Origin of the sequence: Photobacterium damselae (assembly GCF_003026815.1) — a bacterium.
In the GTDB taxonomy this organism is placed as follows: Bacteria; Pseudomonadota; Gammaproteobacteria; order Enterobacterales; family Vibrionaceae; genus Photobacterium; species Photobacterium damselae.
Genome location: NZ_PYOG01000006.1, coordinates 133,511 through 159,082, shown reverse-complemented (window position 1 = coordinate 159,082; position 25,572 = coordinate 133,511). Strand labels below are relative to the sequence as shown.

General features: G+C 39.3%; 20 protein-coding genes. 8 read left to right on the top strand and 12 right to left on the bottom strand.

Translation table 11 applies throughout. The features are described from left to right. The first annotated feature begins 83 nt into the window (after positions 1–83). The 3 genes from CTN07_RS08560 to CTN07_RS08550 all read left to right on the top strand — a co-directional run bounded on the left by CTN07_RS08560 (position 84) and on the right by CTN07_RS08550 (position 2,331). Positions 84–899, top strand: coding sequence for a methyltransferase domain-containing protein (locus CTN07_RS08560; RefSeq protein ID WP_005305482.1), 816 nt, complete (start codon positions 84–86; stop codon positions 897–899). After that, entirely contained in the window at positions 892–1,215 is a 324-nt protein-coding gene (locus CTN07_RS08555; RefSeq protein ID WP_005305485.1) for a cupin domain-containing protein, read from the top strand. Before CTN07_RS08560 ends, CTN07_RS08555 begins: the two co-directional genes overlap by 8 nt. 90 nt (positions 1,216–1,305) lie before the next feature. Then, positions 1,306–2,331 (top strand): Rossmann-like domain-containing protein, encoded by a 1,026-nt coding sequence (locus tag CTN07_RS08550; RefSeq protein WP_005305488.1) that lies wholly within the window; start codon positions 1,306–1,308, stop codon positions 2,329–2,331. Between the two features lie 119 nt (positions 2,332–2,450). Here the strand turns inward: CTN07_RS08550 and CTN07_RS08545 are convergent, their stop codons facing one another. After that, positions 2,451–3,518: an ABC transporter substrate-binding protein gene (locus tag CTN07_RS08545; protein WP_005305491.1), complete on the bottom strand. Its 1,068-nt coding sequence runs from the start codon at positions 3,516–3,518 to the stop codon at positions 2,451–2,453. Between the two features lie 79 nt (positions 3,519–3,597). Continuing rightward, complete coding sequence (locus CTN07_RS08540) at positions 3,598–5,589, bottom strand: TonB-dependent receptor family protein (protein WP_005305494.1); 1,992 nt, start codon at positions 5,587–5,589, stop codon at positions 3,598–3,600. A 281-nt stretch (positions 5,590–5,870) separates the two neighbouring features. On the opposite strand from CTN07_RS08540, the gene CTN07_RS08535 reads away from it, so the two are divergent. Continuing rightward, positions 5,871–6,539 (top strand): glutathione S-transferase C-terminal domain-containing protein, encoded by a 669-nt coding sequence (locus CTN07_RS08535; protein ID WP_005305496.1) that lies wholly within the window; start codon positions 5,871–5,873, stop codon positions 6,537–6,539. Between the two features lie 132 nt (positions 6,540–6,671). Here CTN07_RS08535 and CTN07_RS08530 read toward each other — a convergent pair whose 3' ends face one another. The 7 genes from CTN07_RS08530 to CTN07_RS08500 form a co-directional block, all read right to left on the bottom strand. Continuing rightward, complete coding sequence (locus CTN07_RS08530) at positions 6,672–7,073, bottom strand: (deoxy)nucleoside triphosphate pyrophosphohydrolase (RefSeq protein WP_036765760.1); 402 nt, start codon at positions 7,071–7,073, stop codon at positions 6,672–6,674. Between the two features lie 133 nt (positions 7,074–7,206). Continuing rightward, a complete protein-coding gene (locus CTN07_RS08525; protein ID WP_036765762.1) occupies positions 7,207–8,508 on the bottom strand; it encodes an McrC family protein in 1,302 nt (433 codons plus the stop codon). Further along, positions 8,501–10,963, bottom strand: a complete 2,463-nt coding sequence (locus tag CTN07_RS08520; RefSeq protein WP_005305504.1) for a DUF8426 domain-containing protein — start codon at positions 10,961–10,963, stop codon at positions 8,501–8,503. Before CTN07_RS08520 ends, CTN07_RS08525 begins: the two co-directional genes overlap by 8 nt. 219 nt (positions 10,964–11,182) lie before the next feature. After that, positions 11,183–11,749: a condensin complex protein MksE gene (locus tag CTN07_RS08515; RefSeq protein WP_005305507.1), complete on the bottom strand. Its 567-nt coding sequence runs from the start codon at positions 11,747–11,749 to the stop codon at positions 11,183–11,185. Continuing rightward, positions 11,746–13,158, bottom strand: coding sequence for a hypothetical protein (locus CTN07_RS08510; protein ID WP_005305510.1), 1,413 nt, complete (start codon positions 13,156–13,158; stop codon positions 11,746–11,748). The genes CTN07_RS08515 and CTN07_RS08510 overlap by 4 nt, the downstream gene beginning before the upstream one ends. Continuing rightward, positions 13,151–16,090, bottom strand: a complete 2,940-nt coding sequence (locus tag CTN07_RS08505; RefSeq protein WP_005305514.1) for a coiled-coil domain-containing protein — start codon at positions 16,088–16,090, stop codon at positions 13,151–13,153. Before CTN07_RS08505 ends, CTN07_RS08510 begins: the two co-directional genes overlap by 8 nt. 3 nt (positions 16,091–16,093) lie before the next feature. Next, positions 16,094–16,873: a hypothetical protein gene (locus CTN07_RS08500; RefSeq protein WP_005305516.1), complete on the bottom strand. Its 780-nt coding sequence runs from the start codon at positions 16,871–16,873 to the stop codon at positions 16,094–16,096. Between the two features lie 537 nt (positions 16,874–17,410). Here CTN07_RS08500 and ylqF point away from each other — a divergent pair. Next, complete coding sequence (gene ylqF / locus CTN07_RS08495; protein ID WP_036765765.1) at positions 17,411–18,364, top strand: ribosome biogenesis GTPase YlqF; 954 nt, start codon at positions 17,411–17,413, stop codon at positions 18,362–18,364. A 71-nt stretch (positions 18,365–18,435) separates the two neighbouring features. Here the strand turns inward: ylqF and CTN07_RS08490 are convergent, their stop codons facing one another. Then, positions 18,436–18,861, bottom strand: a complete 426-nt coding sequence (locus CTN07_RS08490) for a hypothetical protein (RefSeq protein ID WP_036765767.1) — start codon at positions 18,859–18,861, stop codon at positions 18,436–18,438. 333 nt (positions 18,862–19,194) lie between these two features. Here CTN07_RS08490 and CTN07_RS08485 point away from each other — a divergent pair, with 333 nt between their 5' ends. After that, positions 19,195–20,487 (top strand): DEAD/DEAH box helicase, encoded by a 1,293-nt coding sequence (locus CTN07_RS08485; protein ID WP_005305522.1) that lies wholly within the window; start codon positions 19,195–19,197, stop codon positions 20,485–20,487. Positions 20,488–20,626: 139 nt separating this feature from the next. Here the strand turns inward: CTN07_RS08485 and CTN07_RS08480 are convergent, their stop codons facing one another. After that, positions 20,627–22,483 carry a beta-ketoacyl synthase gene (locus tag CTN07_RS08480; RefSeq protein ID WP_005305524.1) on the bottom strand — a complete coding sequence of 619 codons (1,857 nt, stop codon included), beginning with the start codon at positions 22,481–22,483 and terminating at the stop codon, positions 20,627–20,629. 158 nt (positions 22,484–22,641) lie between these two features. On the opposite strand from CTN07_RS08480, the gene CTN07_RS08475 reads away from it, so the two are divergent. After that, entirely contained in the window at positions 22,642–23,625 is a 984-nt protein-coding gene (locus tag CTN07_RS08475) for a GlxA family transcriptional regulator (protein WP_005305527.1), read from the top strand. An 83-nt stretch (positions 23,626–23,708) separates the two neighbouring features. On the opposite strand, the gene CTN07_RS08470 is transcribed toward CTN07_RS08475, so the two are convergent. Beyond that, complete coding sequence (locus tag CTN07_RS08470) at positions 23,709–23,969, bottom strand: hypothetical protein (protein ID WP_005305530.1); 261 nt, start codon at positions 23,967–23,969, stop codon at positions 23,709–23,711. Positions 23,970–24,336: 367 nt separating this feature from the next. On the opposite strand from CTN07_RS08470, the gene CTN07_RS08465 reads away from it, so the two are divergent. Next, on the top strand, positions 24,337–25,500 hold the full coding sequence (locus CTN07_RS08465) for an alpha-hydroxy acid oxidase (RefSeq protein ID WP_005305533.1): 1,164 nt from the start codon (positions 24,337–24,339) through the stop codon (positions 25,498–25,500). Positions 25,501–25,572 lie beyond the last annotated feature (72 nt).

The window sequence follows — 25,572 nt, the reverse complement described above, 5'->3', positions numbered from 1 at the left end:
TAGCGTAACTTTCCGCTGGGTAAGTTTTGTATCCCTGCTATTACTGTTTGTTCCTATTATTTTTCACTAGATAGGAAAACACGATGCCGAACAAACTTACGATGCCGGGCGAAAATCATCAAATAACAAAGAGACCGGGTCATTGGGTACTTGCTCAAATTGGAAAAACAGTACTACGTCCAGGAGGGCTTGAACTAACCAATAAGATGTTAAATGAGCTCAATATTACGGCTATTGATGAGGTTATTGAATTTGCTCCGGGTGTTGGATTAACCGCTAAGATGACTTTAGCAAAACAGCCAAAAACGTATACGGCAGTAGAGCAAAACGAACACGCAGCTGAGATTGTTCGTTCTTATCTTAACGGTAAGAACCAAATCTGCCATGTTAATAGTGCTCAAGATTCGACATTACATTCGGAAATAGCAACAGTCGTCTATTGTGAAGCAATGCTAACCATGCAAACGACTGCACGAAAAAAACAAATAATGATCGAAGCGTATCGTCTTCTTAAAACACATGGCCGGTTTGGTATTCATGAAATGTGTATAACGCCTGATGATATTGCACCTCATCGACAACGAGATATTCAAAAATCATTGACCGAAGCCATTCAACACCCAGCGAAACCATTAACCGCTAGAGAGTGGCGTCAATTAATTCAAGAGTGTGGCTTTGATATTGAATATGAAGCTATGGCACCTATGCATCTGCTTGAGCCAACTCGAATGATACAAGATGAAGGCATCATAGGATGTATAAAAATTTTCAAAAATTTAGTGTTAAAACCTGATGTCAGAAGACGAGTTTTATCCATGCGAAATATCTTCCGTGAACATGGCCGAAATATAGCCGCCATTACTTTTGTTGTTAAAAAGAAGGAACAACTTAATGTTTAACTACACCCTTTATGAAAATCTGCTTGAAGAAATCGAAATTCCTCGTGTAGGCATCACCTCTCGCCCTCTATATCAAGGAGATAAAGTTCGAGCTGTTATCTTTGGTTTTGCTGAAAATGAAGAAATGACCGAGCATACAGCATCAAGCCCAGCAATTGTTCAAGTACTAGAAGGGGAATGTATCTTCACTTTTGATCAAGAGCCTCGCACTATGACTCCCGGTTCATGGGCCATCATGGATGCTAAAATGCCACACAGTATTCAAGCGACAAAGCCCCTTAAATTTTTACTTCATCTATTAAAAGACAATCAATAATTTACATTTCTTTTTAACTAAAAACGGGAATCTTGCCCGTTTTTAGTCTCATCACTTTTAGTCATTCCAAAACATAACCATAGGCTCTACATGCAGATATCTCAAAATTCCCTTACCTTCTGCCAGGATCATTACACACTTTACGTAGATACCTCTTCTTCAGAAAAAACCATCTGCTTTACCTCTGCGATTAAACAACTACAACAAACAGGATGGGAGCTCTCTTCTCAAGATGATCTATTCACAATCAATACAACACCATTGGGTTACCCTGTCACAATCCTTACTTGTTCAAGCTTAGAATTCGCCATCAATCATCACGGGATCACACCCGATCCTTTCGCCATTATTCAGGCTATTGGCGGCGGACAACTTGAACAAGCACTAGCAGCTAGTATTCCAAACTCCATCGTTGTAGATAGCGTTCTTTTTGGTTTTAACTGGGTTTTCGTGAAAGCAGGTAATTTATGTGGTATTGCTCGCAGTCCAGAACGAGGAACAGAAGGAGCCCGCACAATTCGTCCTAAAGAAGGCTTTGCTGGAAAAACACTGGCTCAACTAGCACAATACTTCTGTTCATTCGACCCTTTATGTCGAGCTCTCGGTCTGGCAGCCATCAACGCTTATTGGAATAGAATTGATAACCCGTATCATTTTAACCATACTGGCGGATTTTCTGCGATTACACCTCCAGGGAATGGCTTAGTCATCATTGGCGGTTTTCGTTCTGTTCAGCAACGATTGCCTAGCGCGAAAATTATTGAACGGGAACCCAGACCTGGAGATATTGCGGTTGAAGATGCACCAATGGCTTTTCAAACTGCGCAACAATTAGCAATAACAGCTCAAACATTAATGAATGGTAGTTTAGAGCCTATTTTATGTAGCAGCCGTAATGTCCCACATCATCTACTTGTCGGCCCTAGTGCGCCTTTATGTCCTATTCTTTTTGATTATGGCATTGATGAAATTAGTGGTTTAATTGTGAAAAATCCAACCAAAGTCATGCAGTTTATTGCCGAATCAGGCGCAATGATCATGCTAGATGATTTGGTAGAAAGTCGTTATTTATGTGCAAAGACATACACCGAAAAACCAAATCCTCCTGTGAACTAAATAAAAAATAATATCTAAAAAGACTATCTGATTTATCAATAACAAAAGTAACAGACCCAGCTAATAATAACTGAGCCTGTTACTTTTCTCTTTTTGAACACTATATTCTTATTCATCCATTAACGATCAAACTGTAATATCGCATCGTAACGATTTATATCTGTTTTTAAAATTGCCTTAATATCCTGTGGGGTTAATTCAATACCGTACCACTGCTTTATCATCTGTTTAAGATCAATCGTCGTTAGTTTAATTGGAGCCGATGGATGAAAAATAGCACTGAGCCAGAGCCAATAAGCAGGGTTTTCATGGCTTGGAACATCCCAAATAAAGCCAGCTTGCGGTATTTTATATATCTGATGTTTTTTAGCCGCAGTGGTATAAGATAGCAGTGCATTTTTCTCAATATCTTGCCGCATAAAGTTTTTATCAAAGTTACCCAATAGAATAATATCTGGGTCCCACTCAATAATTTGTTCCATATTAATACTGGTATTTTGTTGAGTATGAATATCTTGGGTTAAATTAATGCCACCAGCCAGTTCAATATCAAATTGAACATTGGAGTTTCCACTCATGGAAAAACAGCGACTGCCTTTGCAAGAAGACAAATAAAGTACTTTAGGTTTGGTTTGATATCTTTGCTGTTGTTGTTGGAGTTTCTCAATCCATGCTTTACGTTGGGTCAACAAGTGAGACGCTTTATCAGACTGTCCTGATATTTCTCCCATGATTGTAATCCACTGCTGACTATAATGTTCTGTGCCATATAGTAGCGTAATTGTTGGAATCTGAGCTGCCTGTAGCCGTTTATATAATTTAGGATTAAGATGCCCCCACTGAACGACAAGATCCACATGCAAAGCTAAGAGAGCCTCAATATTTGGTGTAAAATTACGTGCGATAACATCGGTTTTTAGTGTATGTAATTGAGGATAATGTTGCCCAAGCGTGCCATCAAGTAATGTCTCTTTAACAAAAGGATGGACTCCAACTAAATGCTCAGGTTGATCCGTTAAACTAATAAGCAAAGAAGCTATGGGTACGGTTGCAATAGCGGCTCGTTTGGGCGGAGAATCAATTGAAACTTGGTTTTGCATCATATCAGTCACGGTAATTGCTAAGGCATTGACAGGATTAAGCCCTAATATGAAAGCAAAACAAAAACCAATTATTTTTTTATTCATAACGTTTTAATTTGGAATCTATAGGCCACAGCCAAAGAGATAACTCTTCGGCCATGAATTCCTATTATTTTAAGACGGATCAATATTTATATTGAAAACCAATATTGACACTACGACCTAACCCAGGGAATTGCGTAGGCTGCTTACTAGAACCGACTTTATCACGGGCAACCGACATCGCGGCATAATTCTCATCTAAAATATTGTCGACTTTAGCCCACAATGTCAGGTCAGTAATAGGTTGATAATCAACACCAACATTCACAATTAAATATGGATCAAGCTCTTGGCGTCCACTATTAACATAATCAACAGGTGTCGAGGTTGGGACATAATTCATATCGGCTCCAGCACCAAATTTGCCATGCTTCGCTTTTATTTGCGCCGTAATAATATGGTCAGGAATTGTAGGTAAATGTTTACCCTGATATAACCCACTTTGGAACGTGTAGCGGTTAAAAGTCCAGGTTAAGTTATAATCTAGCTCCGTACTGCCAAAATGCTGTGTTTTATTAAGAGCCAATTCAACACCTTGATGCCAAGAGGTTCCTTGGTAGTTGAAAGCCCCCATTTGAGTACCAGAATCATCGTACGTTAAGACAATTTCATTATCGACAATGGCATGATAAATGGCTAAATCATAATACCAACTATCCAACAGTGAACCACGAGCACCAATTTCATACGTGGTGGCTTTTTGCTGCTCTAAAGGCTTAAGTATTACGTTTTGACCCTTAGTATCTTGAATATCCCAAAATGTTGGCACCTCAGCACTATAACTGACATTAGTAAACAGCGTATTTGCTGCATTCCATTGATATAAAGCACCAATTTTAGGGGCAAAAGTTCGATAGAGTTGGTCCAGATTTTGATGTTTACTTTCGCCATTACGATGAGATAAAGCAAAATCGGTTCCCGCTATAACAGAAAAGTTCCGATCAATCTGATAATGATCTCGAACATTAAATCGTAGGTTATTAGCAGTAAGGTTATATACACCCATGGATGCGTTATTTTTAGCATAAAACGACCTATCAATATCACTTTGATCAAAAGAAAGATAAGAAGTTAAATGGTGTTGATCATTTAGCTTAATATCAGCAGATAGAGAAGAACCGTATGTATTAATATGACTGATATAACGGCTCATTGGCGTTTTGAAATCATCAAATGTATGGCTATACCACAATTGCAGATCGTAGCGTTGCTGACCTTGAGCAAAAGAGAGTCGATCACCTATTCGAATATTTTCTAAATGACGAAACGGCTTTGCTTTCGCATACATAGGGTTCGCTTGTGTTGGGTCATCTTCTAGCTGATCTTTACTCAAAGGGCCGGGAATATTGAACCGTAACTTTGCTAAATCTACGTATAAGCTGTTTGATAAATGGTCTGATAAAAAATACGTTGAGTTAAGCGACAAACCTTTTCGATGGGAAGATGATTGAGTTCGATAGCCGTCATAATCATCTAAATTAGCGCTCAGATTAATATCGCCATCACTGTTTTCGCCCCCGACTGTCGCAAAAGTATTTTGGCGGCCGAAACTACCTAATTGATAAGAAACCTGATTATTTTGACGGCCTTGATTTGAAAAGAGCTCAATTTCACCGCCCAAGCTTGAGGTTGCCGAACGCAGAGCATTGGCACCACGTAGCACTGAGATAAACTGTGTGTTTGAAAAATTGACTAGACCTAAATTAAACGAGCCATCCGCATCATTAATTGGGAAACCATTTTGGAAAATAGCTAACCCGCGAGTAGGTGGAAAACTTTGAATACCAGAACCACGTACACTTAAACGCGTTTGATCATTTCCGCCAGAAAAACTTTGCACCACCACGCCAGCTTGCTGTGACAAAGCATCTTCAGGGCGAGCACTAATGATTGGTTTATCTGTAATTAAACTTCCCCCTCCTGGTTGATTTCGAATAATTTTTTCTTGCGCCATTCGAGTTGGATGTAACACCGCACTATTGTGATCAACAACCAAAACTTCATCTAACGTTGTTACTTCGCTACCATAAGAGAGACAAGGCAGTAAAGTCAGCAATGTTATTGAATATTTCATGAACCCACCTAATTGATAATCATTCTCAACAGAATAATAGAGGTAAATTCCTGCGGCTACTCTTGATAATTATCAATGGCATATATGAAATTAAGGCGATTGATTCTATTTCTTAGTATTCAAAGAAGGAAATGAAGCTTTATCTATATTTCAACCAGTTAGCTCTAGAACTAAACGTTAAATTCAGCAATATATAACTTCAGATATATCATTTTTATTTCGTCACAAATAATGTAATCTTAATACACCTTTTATACCTAAATCATTATTAAGGAGATCACATGTCAGATCTAACGGTATATACATTAGGTTCACCCAATGGGATTAAAATTCCAGTTGCATTGGAAGAAATGGGCGTTATGTATGATTTACACACTATTGATATTACAAAAGGCGAGCAGTTCTCTGCAGCTTTTTCTAAAATTAATCCCCGCCATAAAATTCCGGTCTTAGCAGACAAATCGAAAGATAGTGAGCATCCCCAAATTATTGGTGAATCTTGCGCTATTTTGCTCTACTTAGCAGAGAAATTTAATAAACTTATCTCAAATGATCCTCTCCATCGCGCTCAAACCATTGAATGGCTATTTTACCAAGCAAGTACAGAGGGAACCGTATTTGGTGCTTACGGTCACTTTTCGACCTATGCCAAAGATAAAGTCAAAGATCCCTACCCTAAAGAGCGTTATCTAAACGAAAGTATCAAAGTATTAGATTATATTGAGTCGGAATTAACGGGTAAGCGCTACCTTGTCGCTGATGAGTATTCGATTGCAGATATCGCTATGTTCCCATGGATTATCTGGATTCGAAATTTTTATCATATTGATTCGGTTATCGATATGAGTAAATACCCCAACATTCTCAATTGGGTTGATCGCTGCTGTCAACGATCTAAAACAAAGATAGGTTTAGAGACATATAACTATTTGGATATTAAAAATAACTAGCCTATAAATTGGTCTTATACGGTAGCGAGTTTAATTAGATATCAGTTACAAAATGTAGTTAGTTCGAAATATACCCAAGTATCAAGCTCATTTAAATGTGACCGCCTAGTACTTGGGTATAATAGCTGGATATCAAAATGTTACACTCAACATCTCTACCGCAGCTACATCAGCAGCAGCCCAATCAAGATCCCACAATTGATCTTTGTTCAACCAGCGAAAGTCAAGATGCTCAGTCAGCTCTAATTCACGTGTCAGAACATTAACAACGAAACAGTGCATTGTAATATCAAAGTCGGGATAACTATGCTCAACGGTTAGTAAAAACTGAGGCTCTGCAATGGTAATTCTTAACTCTTCTTCAAGCTCTCTCGTAATTGCAGCGACAAGTGTTTCACCAGCTTCAACCTTACCACCGGGAAACTCCCACTTTTTACTCACATAACTTAACTTCGACTCCCCCCTTTGAACAGCCAGAAACTGGCCACCATTTATCAACACGGCAGCAACGACTTCAATTTGTTTTTTATTCATTAAGTTAGATCTTCTAATGGTTTGAGGATGAGAAATTTCTATATTTTATTAAAAAACAGTGGAGAGTATATTTATTAAAAATACTCAGTCAAACTCAGCACCAACGCTATAAATACAGCTATAGCTCTGGCTATTACATACTTAATAGCTCACATTCATCGTTTGTAAGATCATACGGAATAGCTTTAACCGATAAACGATTATCAAATTTAAATGGCGGTAGAGACTCATTAAAATCCTCGTATGCCGGATAAATAAGATATACCACACCTGAACCGCCTAAACAATTTTGACCATAAGCAAACATCTGATACATGTCAGATTGACTAATACCATACTTGTGTTTAGCTGTAGCTTGCTTCTCGTTAATTCGTTTCCACTTGGTATCGGCCACACAAAGCGGCTTATGCAAAGTCTTATCCCAAACAACAATATCAGGCTTGAGCCTAAACCACTCTTGAGACTTTCCGCTACGGGGCGTATGAGTAACTAGGGCGCAATTGCTTACTTGAGTTCTTAACGTGAGTGCATGAGAAAGCGATTTTCCGAGCCTGATCGCTACGTATTGCTCAAATAGGCTCTCCATCGGGAAAAGCATTGAGATGCCCTTATGTCGCCCCGATAGTGAAACTGGCGATTGGTAATTCAAAATTAACTTACACCAAGGTTTTACAGAGCGATAGTGAACAAGAGAACGATCCTTGGACCACTGACGAAAATCCAGTGCATAATTTTTGGAGCAAGGGATATCATCAAGCGCACATTGTAATTCACTACCTAAACGCAAGTTATCGCTATTTTTAGACCATTTTATCACTTGATTAAGCGCAGAGCGTATTAATCTATTTTCTGCTCTATCTGGTGAAAACTCATCGTAAGAAATGTGGAAACTATTAAGACAACCAGGCCTTTGGTTAATTTGCTTTGAAGTTTGTAGCTGACCTTTTAAGTAAGGCTTACAATCTTGAACTCTCGTATACCTACTACGGATACCCTGCTGAATGATATTTGAAACTTCTTTCAAGAAATAACTAATCAATACTTCAAATAGAGGTCTGTTTAACGTTTGTAGAGAAGAATGTTCAAACCTATGCATGTTAAGCTTATAAACCGTTGAAAGCATCTTAAGAAGCACTTTCATGGTAGCTTGAGTGTCTTGCTTATCTGATATCTTAGGATGAATCTCAATACGAATACCACAAGGGGTTTCTAACACACCAACATAATTGATCACTTGTAAAGCAATCGATCTACCATGCTTTTTTACCTTTATAAGATCAACTGAATCTTGGTTATTACTTTGACCGTTAACCATTAACCACTCAAACGCTTTACTGGGTATTGAGTGGCAGTCGGTACTCGACTCATTACCACCATTGAGTAACAAGCCGAATTCACGAACGACAATCACGGAGTCATGATTCCTACTAAACATTATAGATACCGATATACGCTGCAGCGGCTTTAAAGGCGTGATCGTTTCTAACATAAGGCTGTATGCCCTCTTGGTCCCAATCATCTCCCATCAACTGAGCAATTTCGTTCGCATCAAATTGCTCAACAACAAAGCGTAAGCCTTCATCTGTTTTAAGATGATCGCCCAATACCATTGCTACTCGTTCCCAGTTTTCAAAGAAATACTCTTCCAGCAACGGAAGGATCTGTAATTCAAAAATTTCCGCCAGATGTTCAATCGACGGGTTATCTTTTAGCGATAGAAAGAAGCTGTGGCCTATCGTGTGCTCACGGTCATACAGTAACTCTATTCGCTTATTAATGACTCGAACAATCTGCTCTATATCAATCCCATCAATTAATGGGATCTCTGCAAGCAGTTCGTAGTTAGTCATCATTTCTTCAAACTGAAAACGGCGGCGTAATGCGATATCAATCTGAGCGAGTGACTTATCAGCTGTATTCATCGTACCGATAATGTGTAAGTTATCTGGAACCGAAAACATCTCTTTAGAGTATGGTAACTTAACTGATAGGGCTTCTTTAGCGCCAGCTCTCTTACTAGGCTCAATCAAGGTAATTAGCTCACCAAAGATATTAGAAATATTACCTCGGTTGATTTCATCAATAATCAATACTCTTTTATCAGAAGATGCTTGATTCGATGGCGACATTCTTTTGCTAACAATTGTGTGTCCTGACGCAACATTACTTGCTTCATCACAACCTTGTAATATAGCTTGGAGTTTCTCTGTATCTATGGTGGAATCGTATAGACGATACAAAGTCATTTGAGACAAGTTCTTTTTAAACAATTCATCTACCGGCAATGATGGCTCATACACTCTGCGCCAAGTAACTTTTCTTGCTTGAGAATAGCCAACATCATCAACCGCAGAGTCATCGAAGTAGTAATCACTTGTAATTTCAGCAATAGCACGGAACTTACGGTTACCGTCTGAAACTACAATAAGGTCACCAATGGCCATCTCATTCTTAAACTTGTTAACTGATGTAACTGAGTAATTGTTATTCTCACTTTCAATAACAACTTCGTTATCACGATAAATTTGAGCGACTTGTTTACGATCACTTGCCTGTTTGAAATTTATGTCATCACCATAACCTAAAAGAACATAGCCATTATCAACACATTGCTGATAGATAAAGGCGTCATTACCAGCGATATCACCTAACGACATCTTCCAAATTTTACGACCACTAATATCAACATGATCTTGATCTTCTTTTACTGTTGATTTCGCACGAGCAGATTCGCATAAGCGTTTAAAAATACCATCTTCGATTTCGTAGTTAACTTGATTGTTTTCTGTCGTCGCTTTCAAGCCTTCTACAAAGTCTTCATAACTAAAACTCTGATGGAAAGTAACAAAACCAATACGATTACTGTTTAGAAGTTCATCGAATCGTTTTTTGATAGCGACTCGATCATCGTTATGTTGGTGGTAAAACTCAGGGTCAACAATCTCTAAAGCTTTATTAATCGAGTTGTAAGTCTTCCCTGTGCCTGGAGGGCCATAGAGAATCGCATTAAGCGGTTGAGGTTTATCATTACTCTTCACGCTATACTCCAGCACTGTATCGTTGACCTCATTAGTGGACAATGATTTAGGTTCCTTCCATTTAGAACGCAACGGCTCGACGTAGTAGTCAAGTTCTTGAGTACCATATTCAGCTTCAAATAACTGTCTTAGTGCCAATAGTTTAGCGTCAGCATCTTTTGTATGCATTCGGTTATATTGGGCACTCGATATATCGGCCAAAGTTGTTAAAATAGACTTTCTGTCCGTGTTACCGAAGATACGCTCATGGGCCTCTGGAAACAGCAGATATAAAAACATATGACGAAACTGTCTCGTGCCATTTTCTGGAATAGACTCCAACCACTGAGGCAAGCGCTCAACATCCTTCAAAAGTTCTTTTCTCTCCAAGTCAGAGAGCTTTAGCAACGCTTCAACCAACCGGATAACATAAACAAGCTCACGCCAGCGAAGTGTGTTGTATGCGGTGCCAGCACTACCAATTCCGGTTAAAGCTTTGTCAGAAAGGAACCTTTGCCTAGACTTTGTGTTAACCTCGTATCCACTCCAAGAAAATACTCTTTCAATACTGTTACGTTTAGATTCAGGCCCAGTATTGCTTGGGCAAAGAAACATCAACCACAGCATTTCAGACACCAGTACTTTGGCTTCTGGGGAAGCATCTGCCAGTTGAGTTTCTAACTTTTCAAAAAAGTCACCGTCACCTTCATCTAAGTTTTCAACGAAGTAATCAATGAGCTCTTGGTTTGTTGATGAATTCCACACTGAGTGCTCAGTAAAAAGAGATTTACCTTGAATAAGGCATTTCTCTTTAAATTCGTTAGCATTTTCAATTAAATAAGTAGAATTGTTGTTACCACAATATATAGCCACTTTTATTCCCTGCTTTTATTAATAGCCAAAATCTATACCTAAGTGGGTTTAAAGCTCAAAGCGTACGTTTTTTCTTGAAGTGCCGTAAATAATACCCCAGCGTTAAGCCTTAAATGCAACTAGAGTAGTATTCTACTATGTTTAAGACTTTTAGTTAATTCAGAAAGTTAGCTAACTATTTTCAACCTAACTTAGCCCTTCCATAAAAGCAAAAGCCAACTAATCTTGCTCGTGTGTGTACTTTTCAACATGAAGATTAAGGAAATGCATGCCTGCTGAACTCAAAATGTAATGCTTATCACCACATTGATAGAGAAAGTTTCTGTCTGCGAGATAATTTAAGGCCTTATCCCATGTCTCTATTCCGAGAGCTTGACGAATATCATCATAAATCGTTTGTTCAGCAATCTCTTCTAATGCCGTACGTCCGAGGCCAATTACTGGTGTCAGTAAATCATCGAGGTCATAACCTTTGTCTACCCAATAGCGTGCAATAATCAACAACATTGCCTGAATTTTAGTAGCATTCGTGTCGGCGTCTTCTTCTGCTTCACTGCGGCTAATATAGAAAAACTCACCTTCAACATTGAAATTAAGTGTGTAACCGATATGAAGGTAGAGTTGGGTAAAGTGATCTAAATGGTTGTAAAGTTCAGTATAAAGAGGGCTCTCTAGAAAGCTTTGCTGATAAAGGTCATAGATCTGTTTGGTAATCACCTTGCCATTAACAAAGGTGGCGTATATCTGCTGGCTTCTCACCATGTTGATTTGAGAAAATGGAGTCATTGCTGAGTTACTCGCTCTGTTCGAATTTTACGGTATAGATAAATATTGTCGCCATGTGCGAGACGCTGGCGAAAGTTGGTCATTTTGACTGCATGCCCATCAAGCATTGCTTCACTTCGCAATATGAAGCTAAGACCTTCCAACAGATCAACAAAGTGATAGTCAGAAAAAGAATCTTTAAGGCGACGATGTAGTGAGAGAGTAAGATCTTGATACTCTGCCATTTTCATATTTTTGACTAGCTCAAAGATCTGCTCTGCACGCGCAAGCCTCTGCTCGGTAGAATTATCTTTTACGCTGACTAAATCCACATAACAGCTATGCTCTAGTAGACTCCTATCCACAACTCGCGCTTCAATATCACTCACTACGTTGTTTAAGTAGGCTTCTGAACTGCTGATACGCAGCACTTTTGGCCGAGCCTGCTGCATTAACCCCATAAAAGTTCCGTTATCACGAGCAAATTGCCCATCAATCTGGCTACGCTTGAGGTTTTGTTTTGTCGCATCTAATGCATTCACCAGCTCACTAAAAGCACCTTCAATTGCATTAAACTGTTGAAGGCGTTTTTTGGAACGAGCCAAAAACTGATCCACCGATTGAGAAACTTTGCTGATCTGTTTATGAAAGCTATTAAAACTCACCTCATATCTTAACATCGCATTAGCCCGCTGGTAGTCTTGATGTTGATCGAACTGACTGCGTAAGCTTTGCAGACATTCAAACAAGTTCGGACCATCTTTCAAACGGCTTTTTTCATCTAAAAACTGCCTAGTTGGCAATATGTGACGAGACAATAATAAAGAGATTTTTTCTATCGACTCTTGCTGAAGAGCAGAAAATACCTGTGGATTATGAGACTTGGCGGCAAGCTCACTCGCATCGCTGAGCTCTTGGTTGATAGTCTGCATTTTGACCAAGTTCAGGCGGATGCTGTTTAGCAGCTCGCTCAATTGACGAAATAGCTCATCAATCAACTCTTTGAAATCTAGGTCACTATTGCTAAACAGCATGGTTCCAGATTGAAGCTTTTCAAGGAGTAACCGTATCCCTCCAAGCTGAATCTTAAGAGCCACATCGGTAAGGTCTTGAAATAGACTGCGATCAAACAGACGAAATACTCCGATCACCGCACGATCAAAAATCAAGCGACTCTCGCCACCAAACTCGTCTTTGTCCACCAAAATATGGGTAGCTAACAAGTTGTCGGAAGAAAAGGCTGTACGTAATTGTTTCTGTTTATCTTTGCTTTGCCCCTGTATGTAACGGTGCAATTTAGAAATAAACGACGCTTCTCTCACATAAGGCTCACCACTCTCATCCATGGTACGAATCACATCTCTCATGATGGTGTGATGTTCAAGCATTATCGAAAACGTAGGGATAGTTAGGAGGCGTTGATCACTCATCAGCTTCTCCAAACATATCAAGCTGCTCTCTATCTAGCTGACTTCCTTTTGTCACAAAGCCTTCTGGCATGCCAGTAAAAGCAATGGTTCTTGCTTTGCTATAAGGAGTTGCTGTGCGCATGGCGTCTAATCGAAAGTGCTGCCCAAACTTAAAGATAATTTCACTAGATGCAGAGTTAGTCGATGCACTTAATACTCTAAATCCGGCTTGTTTCATATTCGGCAACAGCCAATCAAATTGAGAGCTATCAACCGAAGCTCCTTCGTCAATAACTAGTGGAAACTGAGTGGAACATGCGCTATTTCTCAATCTTCCAAGTAATATTTCAACCAGTTTGATGTTAATAAGCATAATGGTCGAAGTAGATTGTGATTTAGTCTCCCAGCCTTCTTGTCCCTGTTTTTTCACTCGATATGAAATACCAGACACTATCTGCTCCATCGTTAACAATGCAGCTTTGCCTTCTGGGAAAAACTTTTTGCTAAAGGCCTTAAGACGATCAATAAATTGTTCAGAGGCTTTTTGATCAGAATGAGTATCAAAAAACTCTATTTCATTGACCAAATCATCAAATCGAGCTTCCACTTTGATTTTGGCTTCTACTTGCGACAAATCATTAATCACTACCCCCTGAAACGCGCGATTGATACTCTGCTCAAATTGGCGAACCATTTCTCGATTATTTTTTAGCTCATTGATTATGGCGTGAACAGAGTGTTTATGTTCAATAAAGTGTTTACGCAAAATATCAAACTCTTCATCTAGGCCTTGATAGCGCGTTTGAAGCTGGTGAAATGCATGTTCTAGCAGTTCATCATCAAGGTGAGAAAGCATCAACTTATCGTCATTTTCTAACACTTGCTCTCTAACGAAATCTTGAAGCCTCTCTGTAACATCTGTCTTCGCTTGACGCTTACGATATAGACTCTCAATTCGTTTGTGCAGTGTTTCTTCCGACAAGTCCACAGTTTGGTCGGGTAAGACTGAAAAATCACTTACTGGCAGATGATGCGCTTGAAGTTCCGCTTTAGCCCTAACCTGATAACCATTTAGTTCTTCTAACTGCTCTTTTTTCTCAGTTAGTTTGCCTGTTTGCGCTTCAACCAATAGCTTCTCTTGTACTAACTGTTCATTTTGTGTGTTGAACTGTTTTCCTAACGAATCACGAGCTTGTTCAGCTTCCGCCAGTTCTTTATTAATCTCTGTAAGCTGATGAGAGTCATTGGTGTATGCAAGCAACAAGCTGATTTCGTTTCGTGTACGTTTAATTTCAGTTTCAAGTACAGATATGTCTTTAACGCGTTCAAAGCGAGACTGACTATCCATCGCGCTCAAGTCCAACATTCGCTTGCGTTTGCGCTCTAATGTCTCTTGTACCTTAGATAGGCGGATTTGATCTGATTCTCGATTGTCCACTTGAATTGGCTCAAGCTCTAGTCCCCAGAGCGTATAATGCTGTTCTTGCTCCTCTAACAAATCCGTAAAAGATTTAATTGCTTGTTGTTCAGACAAAGTTAAAGGCCGTGTAGGGTTAGACTCCGCTATCTCAAGATTAACAGCGGCTAATTTCATCCAAACACTTTCTGGTAACTGATTAAATAGCTTGTATTCCTGAGCATTGATTGAAGTCAAATAAAGAGCTTCCATCTCTTCAAGTTTTCCAACTTCCTGCTTGAGATCCTCCAATTCAGTTTGTCGTTTCTGCGCATCTTGCTTTAATGCTAATGCTTGCTCTTTGTCAGCTAAGTGCCCACGATGACCTGAGACAATTGATTCGATAGTCTCGCTTTCATCATATTGATTAACAATTAAACTCGTTTTTTGTACGGTATCATCAAGCTTTTTCTGCCTACGGGACAGTGCGTTAATTTCACCTTGTAGCGTCTTTTGTTTATCAAGAGTACCATCACACGCTTTCTTAGCCGAGCTTACCTTTCCTTTCTGTAACGTTAGCCGTTTCTCTTCTTGCTCAAGAATTTGCTTTTCGTGTGTAATCCGGCTGTCAAGCATCATGGCATACTGCATCAACGCATCTTCAGCATGTTTATTGCTCACTAATTGTTGATGACTCAAAACAAGCTTTTCGTACACGGGCCTTAGGCTTTCAATCTTTTTGAGTGTTAGCTCGCTGCGTGACAACTTCTCGTTATGATTAATAAAGGCATCAATATCGAAATTAAGCTCATCTTTACGTTCTTTTTTTCGGGACTCAATAATATTGGCAACGGCTAAACGAACCGTATCCGAGCCAGTCTTCATATCGAATAACAAACGAACGAGCGCGCGAAAGGCATCAACATCTGCATCTTTAGTTGAATTAAGAGGAAACAAACAAAAACGCATCGCATCAATATCGAGTAGTTGGTTAGCGTAAATAATATCTCTAATTGCAGAGGAACGTACCAATGGTTTGAAATGCTTATCATGACTCTTAAGATAAGCCTGCACTTTACTGAGAGATAGATCATTGATTCGTCCACCAATTCCATCATCTCCAGCATTATCATCCCAAAAAAGGTGGCGTATTTGCTCATATCTTAGAGAGGTAAACAGCCGGCGATAATCAAGTTTTTCTGAACTACCACGATAGAGTATCTGACAGTGAGGGATGGGGCCGCCTAAATAGTTATCGCACTCTAAAATCAAAAAGCTAGTGCTACTCGGAAAATAGTGTTCAAAACACTCATCATTGGAGTAAAAGTTGCCTTCTTTATCTGAAAAGCCAAACTTGTTTTTTGAATCTTTAAAGTTTTCTTCTGGTAATAAAAATAACCGAATCGCATTGAGGATTGACGTTTTACCAATATTCCCGCCACCAATTAAAATTCCTCCCTCTCTAAGGTCGATCTCTGCAATAGCCACCCCCGCCGAATCAATAGCAATTAAACGAGAAATACTAATAAGTAAATTATCTATGGCATTCTTTAGCATAAATTAATCCTGTTTAAATACAGAAAGAAAAGCTTCCTGCTCCATAAAATGACGAGTTTGGTTCATTAAATCAGCCTCGGTATTGAGATCTAGCTCTCTGGCGAGTTTAATTGCTTTAGCAAGATGGCTACTATTCTTAGGCTTTAACTTAAAGCGACCTTTGAAAGATTCCCAATCAATAGGAGCTAACCACTTACACTGCGGTAATACGTTTTTTAAGGTCTTAAATGTAGTCAGCCCGCCAAGTTCAACATCTTGAGCACAATAGATTTCTTCATAATTTGATAGAAACGAAATATTTAGGTGATGGCATATTTGATTCCCAGAGCCAAAAATAACATCACTATCGTCTACCAACCCTGAGTGACCAAGAGCCTCTATAAACTCATGATATCTGTAAAAATTCTCTATATTTTCAATTAGAATAGCTCGCTTGCCTACAAGCTTACCTTCCGTCTTAAATCCATTAATATCACACACAACGACGAAGGGAATCTGAGAATCATTAATACGATTTAATACCAATAGATGAGAGAAATTTGTCTGAAAGTCATGAGAGCGACCTAATTTAGAGGCACTAACTCGATTACTCGGCTTATCTACATACAATTCATTGTGAGCTTCAATATCATCAATGGTTAACAGATAGCCATCACGAACTCGAACAAAATGGTAAATCTTTCTCCAGGCGTTATTATCAGAAAAAGGTAGACATCGCTGAAAATGTTCGAGATTAATTGGTTGACCTTGTTCTATCTTTTTTAAGTAACTATTTATTTTCATTTACTCGAACCAAAGTAATATTGAGAGTAGTGAGGAAATTATACCAAGATCGCATAGATAGAAATGCGATCCTAGTAGATTAGAATCCGTTAAGATCGATTAATTAATGACTGAATTTATTACTCAAAATAATATGGTGTCATTAACTACAGGTAAACACTGATTACATGGTTACGTAGTACAATTGAGGAAGAGTTCACAAATGAATAAATGCCCAATTTAAAGGGATCTTTTATCTTGATACTGAATGTTAGAATTCATTGCGTTCTACACACTCGTTTGTACTCAGTCGAATACGGGCCTTAGCTGGACCGAACAGTAACTGACCATACTTACGGTGCTGTAATGACTAAATACATTAACGGGCAAGCATCCTCTATCAGTTGTGGTAAACTCAGTGATAAGTATTTGTATGTAAGAGATAGCAGCATTACCAGAGTGGACAGAAAATGATGTCCACCGCTATCTTTACAAAAGTTTTAGTACCCCAATCTACCCCATGGGTCTACTAACAAAAATAAAGAGTATAAGAATCAAATGAGTAGCCAAACTATCCAGTGGTTTCCGGGCCATATGCACAAAGCGCGTAAAGAGATTGAAGAAGCACTACCAAAAGTAGATGTGATCATCGAGGTGCTTGATGCCCGAATTCCGTTTAGTAGTGAAAACCCGTTGATCAAAAGATTTCGTGAAAAGAACGAAAAGCCTGTTGTTAAGGTGCTAAACAAGCGAGATCTGGCCGATCCTGAAATGACTCAACGTTGGATTGACCACTTAGAACAAGAGCAAAACGTTAAAGCGATTGCGATTACAACCGACAATATCAACGAAGTTCATCAAATCATGGAGCTTTGTCGTAAGCTTGTTCCTCATCGTGAAGAGATGGGCAAAAATATTCGCACCATGATCATGGGTATCCCTAATGTGGGTAAATCAACCATCATCAATACATTAGCGGGCCGTAAAGTGGCGGTAACAGGTAACCAGCCAGCAGTTACTCGCCAGCAGCAACGTATTAATCTGCAAAATGGTATTGTGCTATCAGATACTCCAGGAATCTTATGGCCTAAAGTTGAAAACCCGCACAGTGGCTTCCGTTTGGCTGCAACAGGCGCAGTTAAAGATACGGCAATGGATTATATCGACGTTGCTTTCTTTACTGTAGAGTATTTAGCTCAAGCCTACCCTGACTTACTAAAAGCACGCTACAACCTAGATGATGAGCTTCCTGATTCTGAAATTGAGTTATTAGAAGAGATTGGTCGTAACCGAGGCTGTTTACAAGGTGGCGGTCGTGTCGATCTTCATAAAGTATCAGAAATTCTGATCAATGAGCTGCGTAATGGTACTTTGGGTAAGATCACGATGGAACGCCCTGAGATGATCACTCAAGAGCTTATCGACGTTGCAGTAGAAGCTGAACGTAAAGCAGAAGAAAAAGCAAAGAATAAAGAAGAGCGCCGTAAGCGTTACCTACGCAATAAGCGCTAATTTTTTGATGTTGTTGGAGGGAGTCATCTATTGGCTTCCTCTTTTTCAAATTAGCTCATAGTTAGACTTTACTATCTAGCTGCGTAAGTCGCTCCATTCCAGTACCATTCATAGGGAACATTAAGGCCTGGTCCTGAAAAGTTAAGATCAAAATAACCATTTGTTTTTTTATCAAGTACATTACAACTGTACGCAGCCAATGAATTGATGATCCGATAGTGGTAACGACTCACTCGTTTTAGCACCTGAACATAACCACCAGCCATACCAAATTCAACTGAGCTGCCGTGGATCTCAATAATAATTTCGTCGATATCATCTTTGTTAAGATCAACCTTTCTGATACTCACTTCCGCTTCACTACCAGAGTTATCAATACACTGTGTATAACCTTTCCCTTTACACGAAACCAAATTATCGATAAAAGGGCTTGGATTAAACGCAACCGCGTAGCTCGGCAATAAACCGCAGAGTAAAAAAAGAAAGGCTTTATTCATAACAACATCAGAAATATGTAAATTTATTGTCAGATTCTACAAGACAAGGTTTAAAATGAAAGCACAAAAACACAAAACGACATTTTTTTGACTACAAAAAAGACAAAATGCACACCGTTCATTATTGTTTTGAATCATTAGACCTTACTTAATTCACCTTGTAAATAAATACTTGTTATAGAGCTTTAACTTTCTTTGTTAAAACGAGCTAGGATCCTCTATAATGTGCGACCGTTTTTATTCTCCTGTCGACTACATCCATAAACGATATGCATCATAAAGATGGTTCGGTTATGAATGTAATAGACATAGGCCAGATATTAGGAAACCATTATGTCATTTTCTGCCCAAGGCTTCTCTCAAGAGCTGGTAAAAGCATTAACAGAGATCGGCTATGAAAAGCTGACTCCAATTCAAAAGCAAGCCATTCCTCAACTTCGTCGTGGTCACGATGTATTAGCGAATGCACAAACAGGTACTGGTAAAACAGCCGCATTTTCATTACCAATTATTCAGAAAATGCTGGATAACCCTCAGCCTCGCTCTCGTATGAACGTTCGCGCACTGATCTTAGCGCCTACACGTGAGCTAGTTGAGCAAATTGCTAATAATATTAAAGACTACACCCGTTATACTGACTTAACGACAGTGGCTGTTTTTGGTGGTCGTAAAATTGCGACTCAAGAGAAAAAGCTTGAATCAGGCTGCGATATCTTAGTTGCTACCCCAGGTCGTTTACTTGAGCATTTAGAGTTACAAAATGTACTGCTGTCGAACATTGAATTTTTAGTATTTGATGAAGCTGACCGTATGCTGGATATGGGCTTTATTAGCGCGATCCGTACAATTTTAAGTAACGTTAACTCTACGCCTCAAATCATGCTGTTCTCTGCAACTTTCTCATCTCAAATGAATAAGTTAGCAGGAGAGCTACTAAACAAACCTAAACGTATTTCTGTAACACCTGAAAACTCAACCGCAGAGACCGTTGCGCACGTTGTTTATCCGGTTGATGAAGAACGCAAGCGTGAAATGCTATCGGAGCTAATTGGTAAGAAAAACTGGCAGCAAGTACTGGTTTTTGTTAACTACAAAGAAACCGCAAACCAGCTAGTAGAAGAGCTTGAACTAGACGGTATTAAAGCCGTTCTTTGTCATGGTGATAAAGCGCAAGGTGCCCGTCGTCGTGCTCTTAAAGAGTTTAAAGAAGGCAAAGCTCGCGTAATGGTTGCAACCGAAGTCGCTGCTCGTGGCTTGGATATTCAAGGTTTGCCACATGTAGTGAACTACGACATGCCATTTCTTGCTGAGGACTATGTTCACCGTATTGGCCGTACCGGTCGTGCAGGTCAACAAGGCCATGCGGTATCATTTGTAAGCCGTGAAGAAGAGCTAACACTGATCCAAATAGAGCGTTTGATTGGTCAGCGTATTCACCGCGTACAATTAGTAGGTTATGAGCCAAAGAGCCGTGATGCCCTACTCGAGAAAATGAATACTAAAGCTTCGTTCCGCGATCGCCGTGGTCGTACGAATAATCCAAATGAAGATAAATCATCGGCAGAACGTCGTGCTCGTCTTCGTAAAGCGATTCAAAACAAAGCAAAATTAGGTTCTATTAAGTAATAAACGACTTATACCTAAATTCATTTAAATAAAAAAATGCCGCTAACTTTTCTATAAGTAGCGGCATTTTTATACTCAATAAGCTCTATATTAAACTAATATTTACCAACTCACGCTATCTCGCAACTCAATAAATCTCTTATTTACTGTACTCAGCAAATGGGTTTACTGTTGGTAAATCAATTGCTTGTGCAAAAGCAGATAATTTTAAGCTTTGCTGATCCATTTCAACAGAATCGCCGTCCATAACTTCTGAACCAAAATCGTAGCGAATCGTTTCTTGGCCTTGGCATGCAGCAAGATCGTTTTGCTTTGCAATTTGAGCAACTGGCGTATTTCTTGTTTTATAAGAGTCGATACATTCTTGACCGTATTTCACCGTTAACATCTCAAGAGTTTGCTGAGGAGAAAGCACCAGACCAGTTGCGTTATTACCACCAAAGCCTTTGGCATTTAATACAACAGCCTTATATGCTTCGCCCTGCTCTCCTGCAAATTTATGCGAAGTTAAAATCTCAAGATTGGATTGATGAACATCATCTGCAATATGATCGATCGTAGTAATACCAGGAATCCAACCATACTGCCACACGCCTAAAGATGCGATAAGCTGATCCCCTGCCGCTGCACTCATTGAATGACCTACATAAGACTTGATCGCCGCTACAGGCCATTTATCTATCGCAAAAGTTTTCGCCACTTCATTTAAAATATGACTTTCGGTTACACGGTTCTGTGGTGTACCCGTACCATGAGATTGCACATAGGTTTGCTTAACGCCTTCTGCGCCCAAAATGGCTTTAGCAAGTGCTGCGGCTTTAGCCACCGTTACATAGTTGCCCACACCTGGTGCCGAAATAGATTTCTTATTAGCATCAGCGTTAACAAATACATCAGCAACAGAACCGTAAATATTAGCCCCTAACTCTAGTGCTAATTCATCATCCATTAACACCACAAACTGCGATGCTTCAGCCATGGTAAATCCAGCATTAGTCGAAAACGGACGACAAGCACGACTGTTATCAACACAATCACTGTTATCAAGTGCTTTTAGCTGTTCATCCTCGGCTAAAGCGCCCATAACACGGAAACCTTCCATAACTTCAGGCGCAACAGGTGCTTCGGCATTACCCACAATAACGACTTTTGATTTACCGTGTTGAATGTCGTACATACCCTGACGAAGGTTGTATAGGAAAGTGGCACAGGCACCCATATTTGTGCCCGTGGTACCAACACTATTAATCACATAACCATTAATAAAGTCAGCAGGCATTTCAGCAAGAGACAAAGCCATCATTTTTGAGCTAACTCGTCCACCTGTTAAATGCGCGGCAATCATCCCCGCCAATGACTGATCATCAACTTGCGCCAAACCACTGCCTGCATATACCGAAATTTCATCAGGTTTAACATGTTCTAGCACTTGATTCCATTCAAACCCAAGTGAGTTTAAAGCGTCTGAAGCGCCATATACGGTCAACTTCAAACCACGAGGGTGAAAACGTGAGTTATATAATTTGCCAGGGTCAAAACCTGCTGGAATATTACCACCACTCGATACAGGAAAAGTTACGCGATCTTCAAGTAATGCATCAATACTGCCCGTTACGGTAATCTTTACTTTGCTACCTTGCTCCTCAACCAGCCAGTTATCTGGGATTTGAGTCGGTAATTTTGATTTGCGCAGAGTAAAAGTAATCGCTTCAGATTCTGTTTCTAAATTCGCTTTATATTGATACAGCAACGCATCAGGATCGAATGAATCGATTCGACGAACCAAAGTACCCGCTTTAATCGCCGCAATAATTTCATCTGAAACATCACAACCGGTATCGCTCAGTCCCATACGAATCGCAAGATCTTGCCATGTTGATGCCATAGTCTCTTGGGGTAACACATCTGCTAACATTCGTTTATAGCTGTGAAACCCAGAACTACGACCCGCCGCATTAATGCCGCCAAATCCAACGATTAACGGTAACTTTGCCATACATCACTTCCTGAAAAATCTTTCAATACACTGTTCTAATATCAGAATAACAAGTTTATTGCTTAGCACACCTTGAATTTATGCCAAAAACACTGAAAATAATGCCACTTAAATGTGATTGAATATCTAATCATCAATTTATAAAGTGAGATAGAACAATGCGAGTCGGTTTTGTGCTTTATCATCGAGCACTCATTACAGGTATATCTCTAGCTGCTGAAATGCTCTCTAGCGCATCGACGTTGCGGGAAAGACGTTTACAGAAAGAGTCCCCTTTTAGTTTGAAAATAGTCGCACCAACCTTAACTTCGCCTAAATTAACAGCTGGGATCAGAATTGAACCGGATGTTACCTTTAATGATGAAGAACAATTTGATCTTGTGATCTTACCGCCTATGTGGGGCAATCCATTGTCTGCGATTCACAATACTCCAGGATTAACGGAGTGGTTAATCAAACAATATCAAAATGGTAGCCAATTGATGGCGACAGGAACGTCTGTTGTGTGGCTGGCAGAAACTGGATTATTAAACGATCAAGTCGCCACAACCCACTGGTATTTTTATGATAAATTCAGTCAACGATATCCAAAAATTAAATTAAATCGTCAAGCCTCTATTACGGCAGCAAATGGCTTATATTGCACAGGATCAATTAACTCTCAAACTGAAATGATCCTATATATTATTGAAAAATATTATGGTCAGAAAATTGCGACGACAATCGAAACTCACTACGGCCACGAAATCAGTAAGTCTGGTCAACAGCCCTTCTATCAAATTGGGGGACAAGCTCAATTTGATGAATCAATAGCTTTAGCGCAAGAGTGGATGAAACGTCATTTATCTGAATCAATAACAGCTACAGATATCGCCAATGCATGTAGGCTCCCCCTACGTACATTTAATCGCCGTTTTAAAGATCAAGTTGGGCAAACCCCGCATCAGTACTTACAGGGGATAAGAATGGATACAGCTCAACAATTGTTGCGTGATTTTGGGTTATCAATACAGGATGTGGCCGAACATGTGGGCTATCAAGACGCATACCATTTTTCGACACGATTTAAGCAAGTATTTAAGGTCACACCGAGCCAATATCGAAATATGGTTAAAGCTAAAATTTATAATGTTAGTGGTTAGAACATACGAAAACGCCAGCTCGAAACATATTTTCAAGCTGGCGTTAATAATTCTATATTCGATCGGACTAAATCGATAGCCGACTATTTACGGTCTGTAATGTCTTCAAACTCACCGTCAATAACATTTGACGATGCACTTGTTTTTTCTTGTCGAGCATCACCAAAACGTGAATCGGTAAAACCTTGCTCTTGATATGCATAATCTGCGTAAGCCAATTTACGCTTTAAGAATGGCTTAGTAATCAATGCAGCAACACTTACGAATAGCCCCATAATCGCAGCGAAAAATAGGGTAAACATACCAATAACAACGGCAATAAAACCAGCAATAAGATTTCTCATTTTGAGCCCTCTTGTCTATTCTGTGATGAGGATTAACCGTATCAACCAACTTGCTACGCCTCATTCTCCATCGAACAGCTCTCGTTATCTCTTTCTCTTATAACTCATAGATGGGGTTCCTATCCATCTTTTTCAAGCTTGAATGTATCATAGCGGTTGAAAAATGAACCTACCATGAATGCAAAATTAACTCTTAAACTTTTTCGACTCGATTAATAAATAGACTAAACCCCACCTCTTACCCTCAAAAAAAATGACAAATTTGTTACTTATTTCTTTATCACCTCATACAAATATTTTGCATTTACTTAAGCAGAAGCCAGTGGTAATAATACCCATTAACAATAATAAAATGTAAGGTTATACAATGAAGGACTATTTTAACACTAACTATCCTTCTATCGATTTACTCCGAAAAAAAGCAAAATGTCGCTTACCTAAATTTGCTTTTGAGTATGTTGATGGTGGTTGTAACAACGAAATTGGCTTAAAACGTAATACTGATGACATCCGAAAATTAGAACTTATTCCTTATTATCTCCGTGATTATCAAGAAATATCATTAAAAACGAAACTTTTTGGTGAAACTTATGACGCACCATTTGGTGTTAGCCCTATTGGCTTACAAGGATTAATTTGGCCACAAGCACCTGAAATTTTAGCTAAAGCCGCTTTCGACCATAATGTTCCTTTTATTTTAAGTACAGTTTCAACCGCTCCAATAGAAACGATTGCCGAAATTACCGAAGGTAAAATGTGGTTTCAGTTATATCACCCTGCCGATGATGCTATTACCGATGACTTACTAGCTCGTTGTAAAGCAGCGGGAGTCAAAACCTTAGTACTTTTATCTGATGTTCCAACATTCGCCTATCGCCCAAAAGAAATTAAAAATGGTCTAGCAATGCCTCCTAAAATGACCATTCCGAATATATTACAAATCATGGCCTCACCAGAGTGGGCTTTAGAAACATTGATAAAAGGTAAGCCTGAATTTAGGACGTTAACTAAATACATGCCAGGCTCCATGAATATGCATCATTTAGCGTTATTTATGGATAAAACATTTAATGGACGCTTAAGTGAAGAAAAAGTACAAAAACTACGAGATAAATGGGACGGTAATCTAGTTCTAAAAGGGTTATCCACTGTTGAGGATGCAGAAAAAGCAATTCACTTAGGACTTGATGGCATTATCGTATCTAACCATGGAGGACGTCAGCTTGATGCTGGTCCTTCAACCATAAATAAAGGTATTGAAATACTTAATGCTTGCAAAGGCAAAACGACCATTATGATGGATAGTGGTATTAGAGAAGGCTCAGATATTGCCTGCACTATGGCTGCTGGAATGGATTTTACCTTCTTAGGCCGTAGTTTTATGTATACCGTAGGAGCTTTAGGTCATAACGGCGGCAACCATGCGATGAATATGTTGAAAAAGCAGCTTCAACAAGTCATGGAACAAGTATGCTGTGAGAAGCCTCAAGATCTACCAAACCACTTAGCAGAGATTAAGAACCTCTGGTAACGATAAAACGCTTATTGATACTATAAAAAGCTGGATAATTCATGTTACCCAGCTTTGTTATTAGTCCGTATC

What these genes read in the sequence shown, in the direction of transcription:
- CTN07_RS08560 (WP_005305482.1), top strand. Translation starts at nt 84, where the DNA reads ATGCCGAACAAACTTACGATGCCGGGCGAAAATCATCAAATAACAAAG.
- CTN07_RS08555 (WP_005305485.1), top strand. Translation starts at nt 892, where the DNA reads ATGTTTAACTACACCCTTTATGAAAATCTGCTTGAAGAAATCGAAATT.
- CTN07_RS08550 (WP_005305488.1), top strand. Translation starts at nt 1,306, where the DNA reads ATGCAGATATCTCAAAATTCCCTTACCTTCTGCCAGGATCATTACACA.
- CTN07_RS08545 (WP_005305491.1), bottom strand. Translation starts at nt 3,518, where the DNA reads ATGAATAAAAAAATAATTGGTTTTTGTTTTGCTTTCATATTAGGGCTT.
- CTN07_RS08540 (WP_005305494.1), bottom strand. Translation starts at nt 5,589, where the DNA reads ATGAAATATTCAATAACATTGCTGACTTTACTGCCTTGTCTCTCTTAT.
- CTN07_RS08535 (WP_005305496.1), top strand. Translation starts at nt 5,871, where the DNA reads ATGTCAGATCTAACGGTATATACATTAGGTTCACCCAATGGGATTAAA.
- CTN07_RS08530 (WP_036765760.1), bottom strand. Translation starts at nt 7,073, where the DNA reads ATGAATAAAAAACAAATTGAAGTCGTTGCTGCCGTGTTGATAAATGGT.
- CTN07_RS08525 (WP_036765762.1), bottom strand. Translation starts at nt 8,508, where the DNA reads ATGTTTAGTAGGAATCATGACTCCGTGATTGTCGTTCGTGAATTCGGC.
- CTN07_RS08515 (WP_005305507.1), bottom strand. Translation starts at nt 11,749, where the DNA reads ATGACTCCATTTTCTCAAATCAACATGGTGAGAAGCCAGCAGATATAC.
- CTN07_RS08510 (WP_005305510.1), bottom strand. Translation starts at nt 13,158, where the DNA reads ATGAGTGATCAACGCCTCCTAACTATCCCTACGTTTTCGATAATGCTT.
- CTN07_RS08505 (WP_005305514.1), bottom strand. Translation starts at nt 16,090, where the DNA reads ATGCTAAAGAATGCCATAGATAATTTACTTATTAGTATTTCTCGTTTA.
- CTN07_RS08500 (WP_005305516.1), bottom strand. Translation starts at nt 16,873, where the DNA reads ATGAAAATAAATAGTTACTTAAAAAAGATAGAACAAGGTCAACCAATT.
- ylqF (WP_036765765.1), top strand. Translation starts at nt 17,411, where the DNA reads ATGAGTAGCCAAACTATCCAGTGGTTTCCGGGCCATATGCACAAAGCG.
- CTN07_RS08490 (WP_036765767.1), bottom strand. Translation starts at nt 18,861, where the DNA reads ATGAATAAAGCCTTTCTTTTTTTACTCTGCGGTTTATTGCCGAGCTAC.
- CTN07_RS08485 (WP_005305522.1), top strand. Translation starts at nt 19,195, where the DNA reads ATGTCATTTTCTGCCCAAGGCTTCTCTCAAGAGCTGGTAAAAGCATTA.
- CTN07_RS08480 (WP_005305524.1), bottom strand. Translation starts at nt 22,483, where the DNA reads ATGGCAAAGTTACCGTTAATCGTTGGATTTGGCGGCATTAATGCGGCG.
- CTN07_RS08475 (WP_005305527.1), top strand. Translation starts at nt 22,642, where the DNA reads ATGCGAGTCGGTTTTGTGCTTTATCATCGAGCACTCATTACAGGTATA.
- CTN07_RS08470 (WP_005305530.1), bottom strand. Translation starts at nt 23,969, where the DNA reads ATGAGAAATCTTATTGCTGGTTTTATTGCCGTTGTTATTGGTATGTTT.
- CTN07_RS08465 (WP_005305533.1), top strand. Translation starts at nt 24,337, where the DNA reads ATGAAGGACTATTTTAACACTAACTATCCTTCTATCGATTTACTCCGA.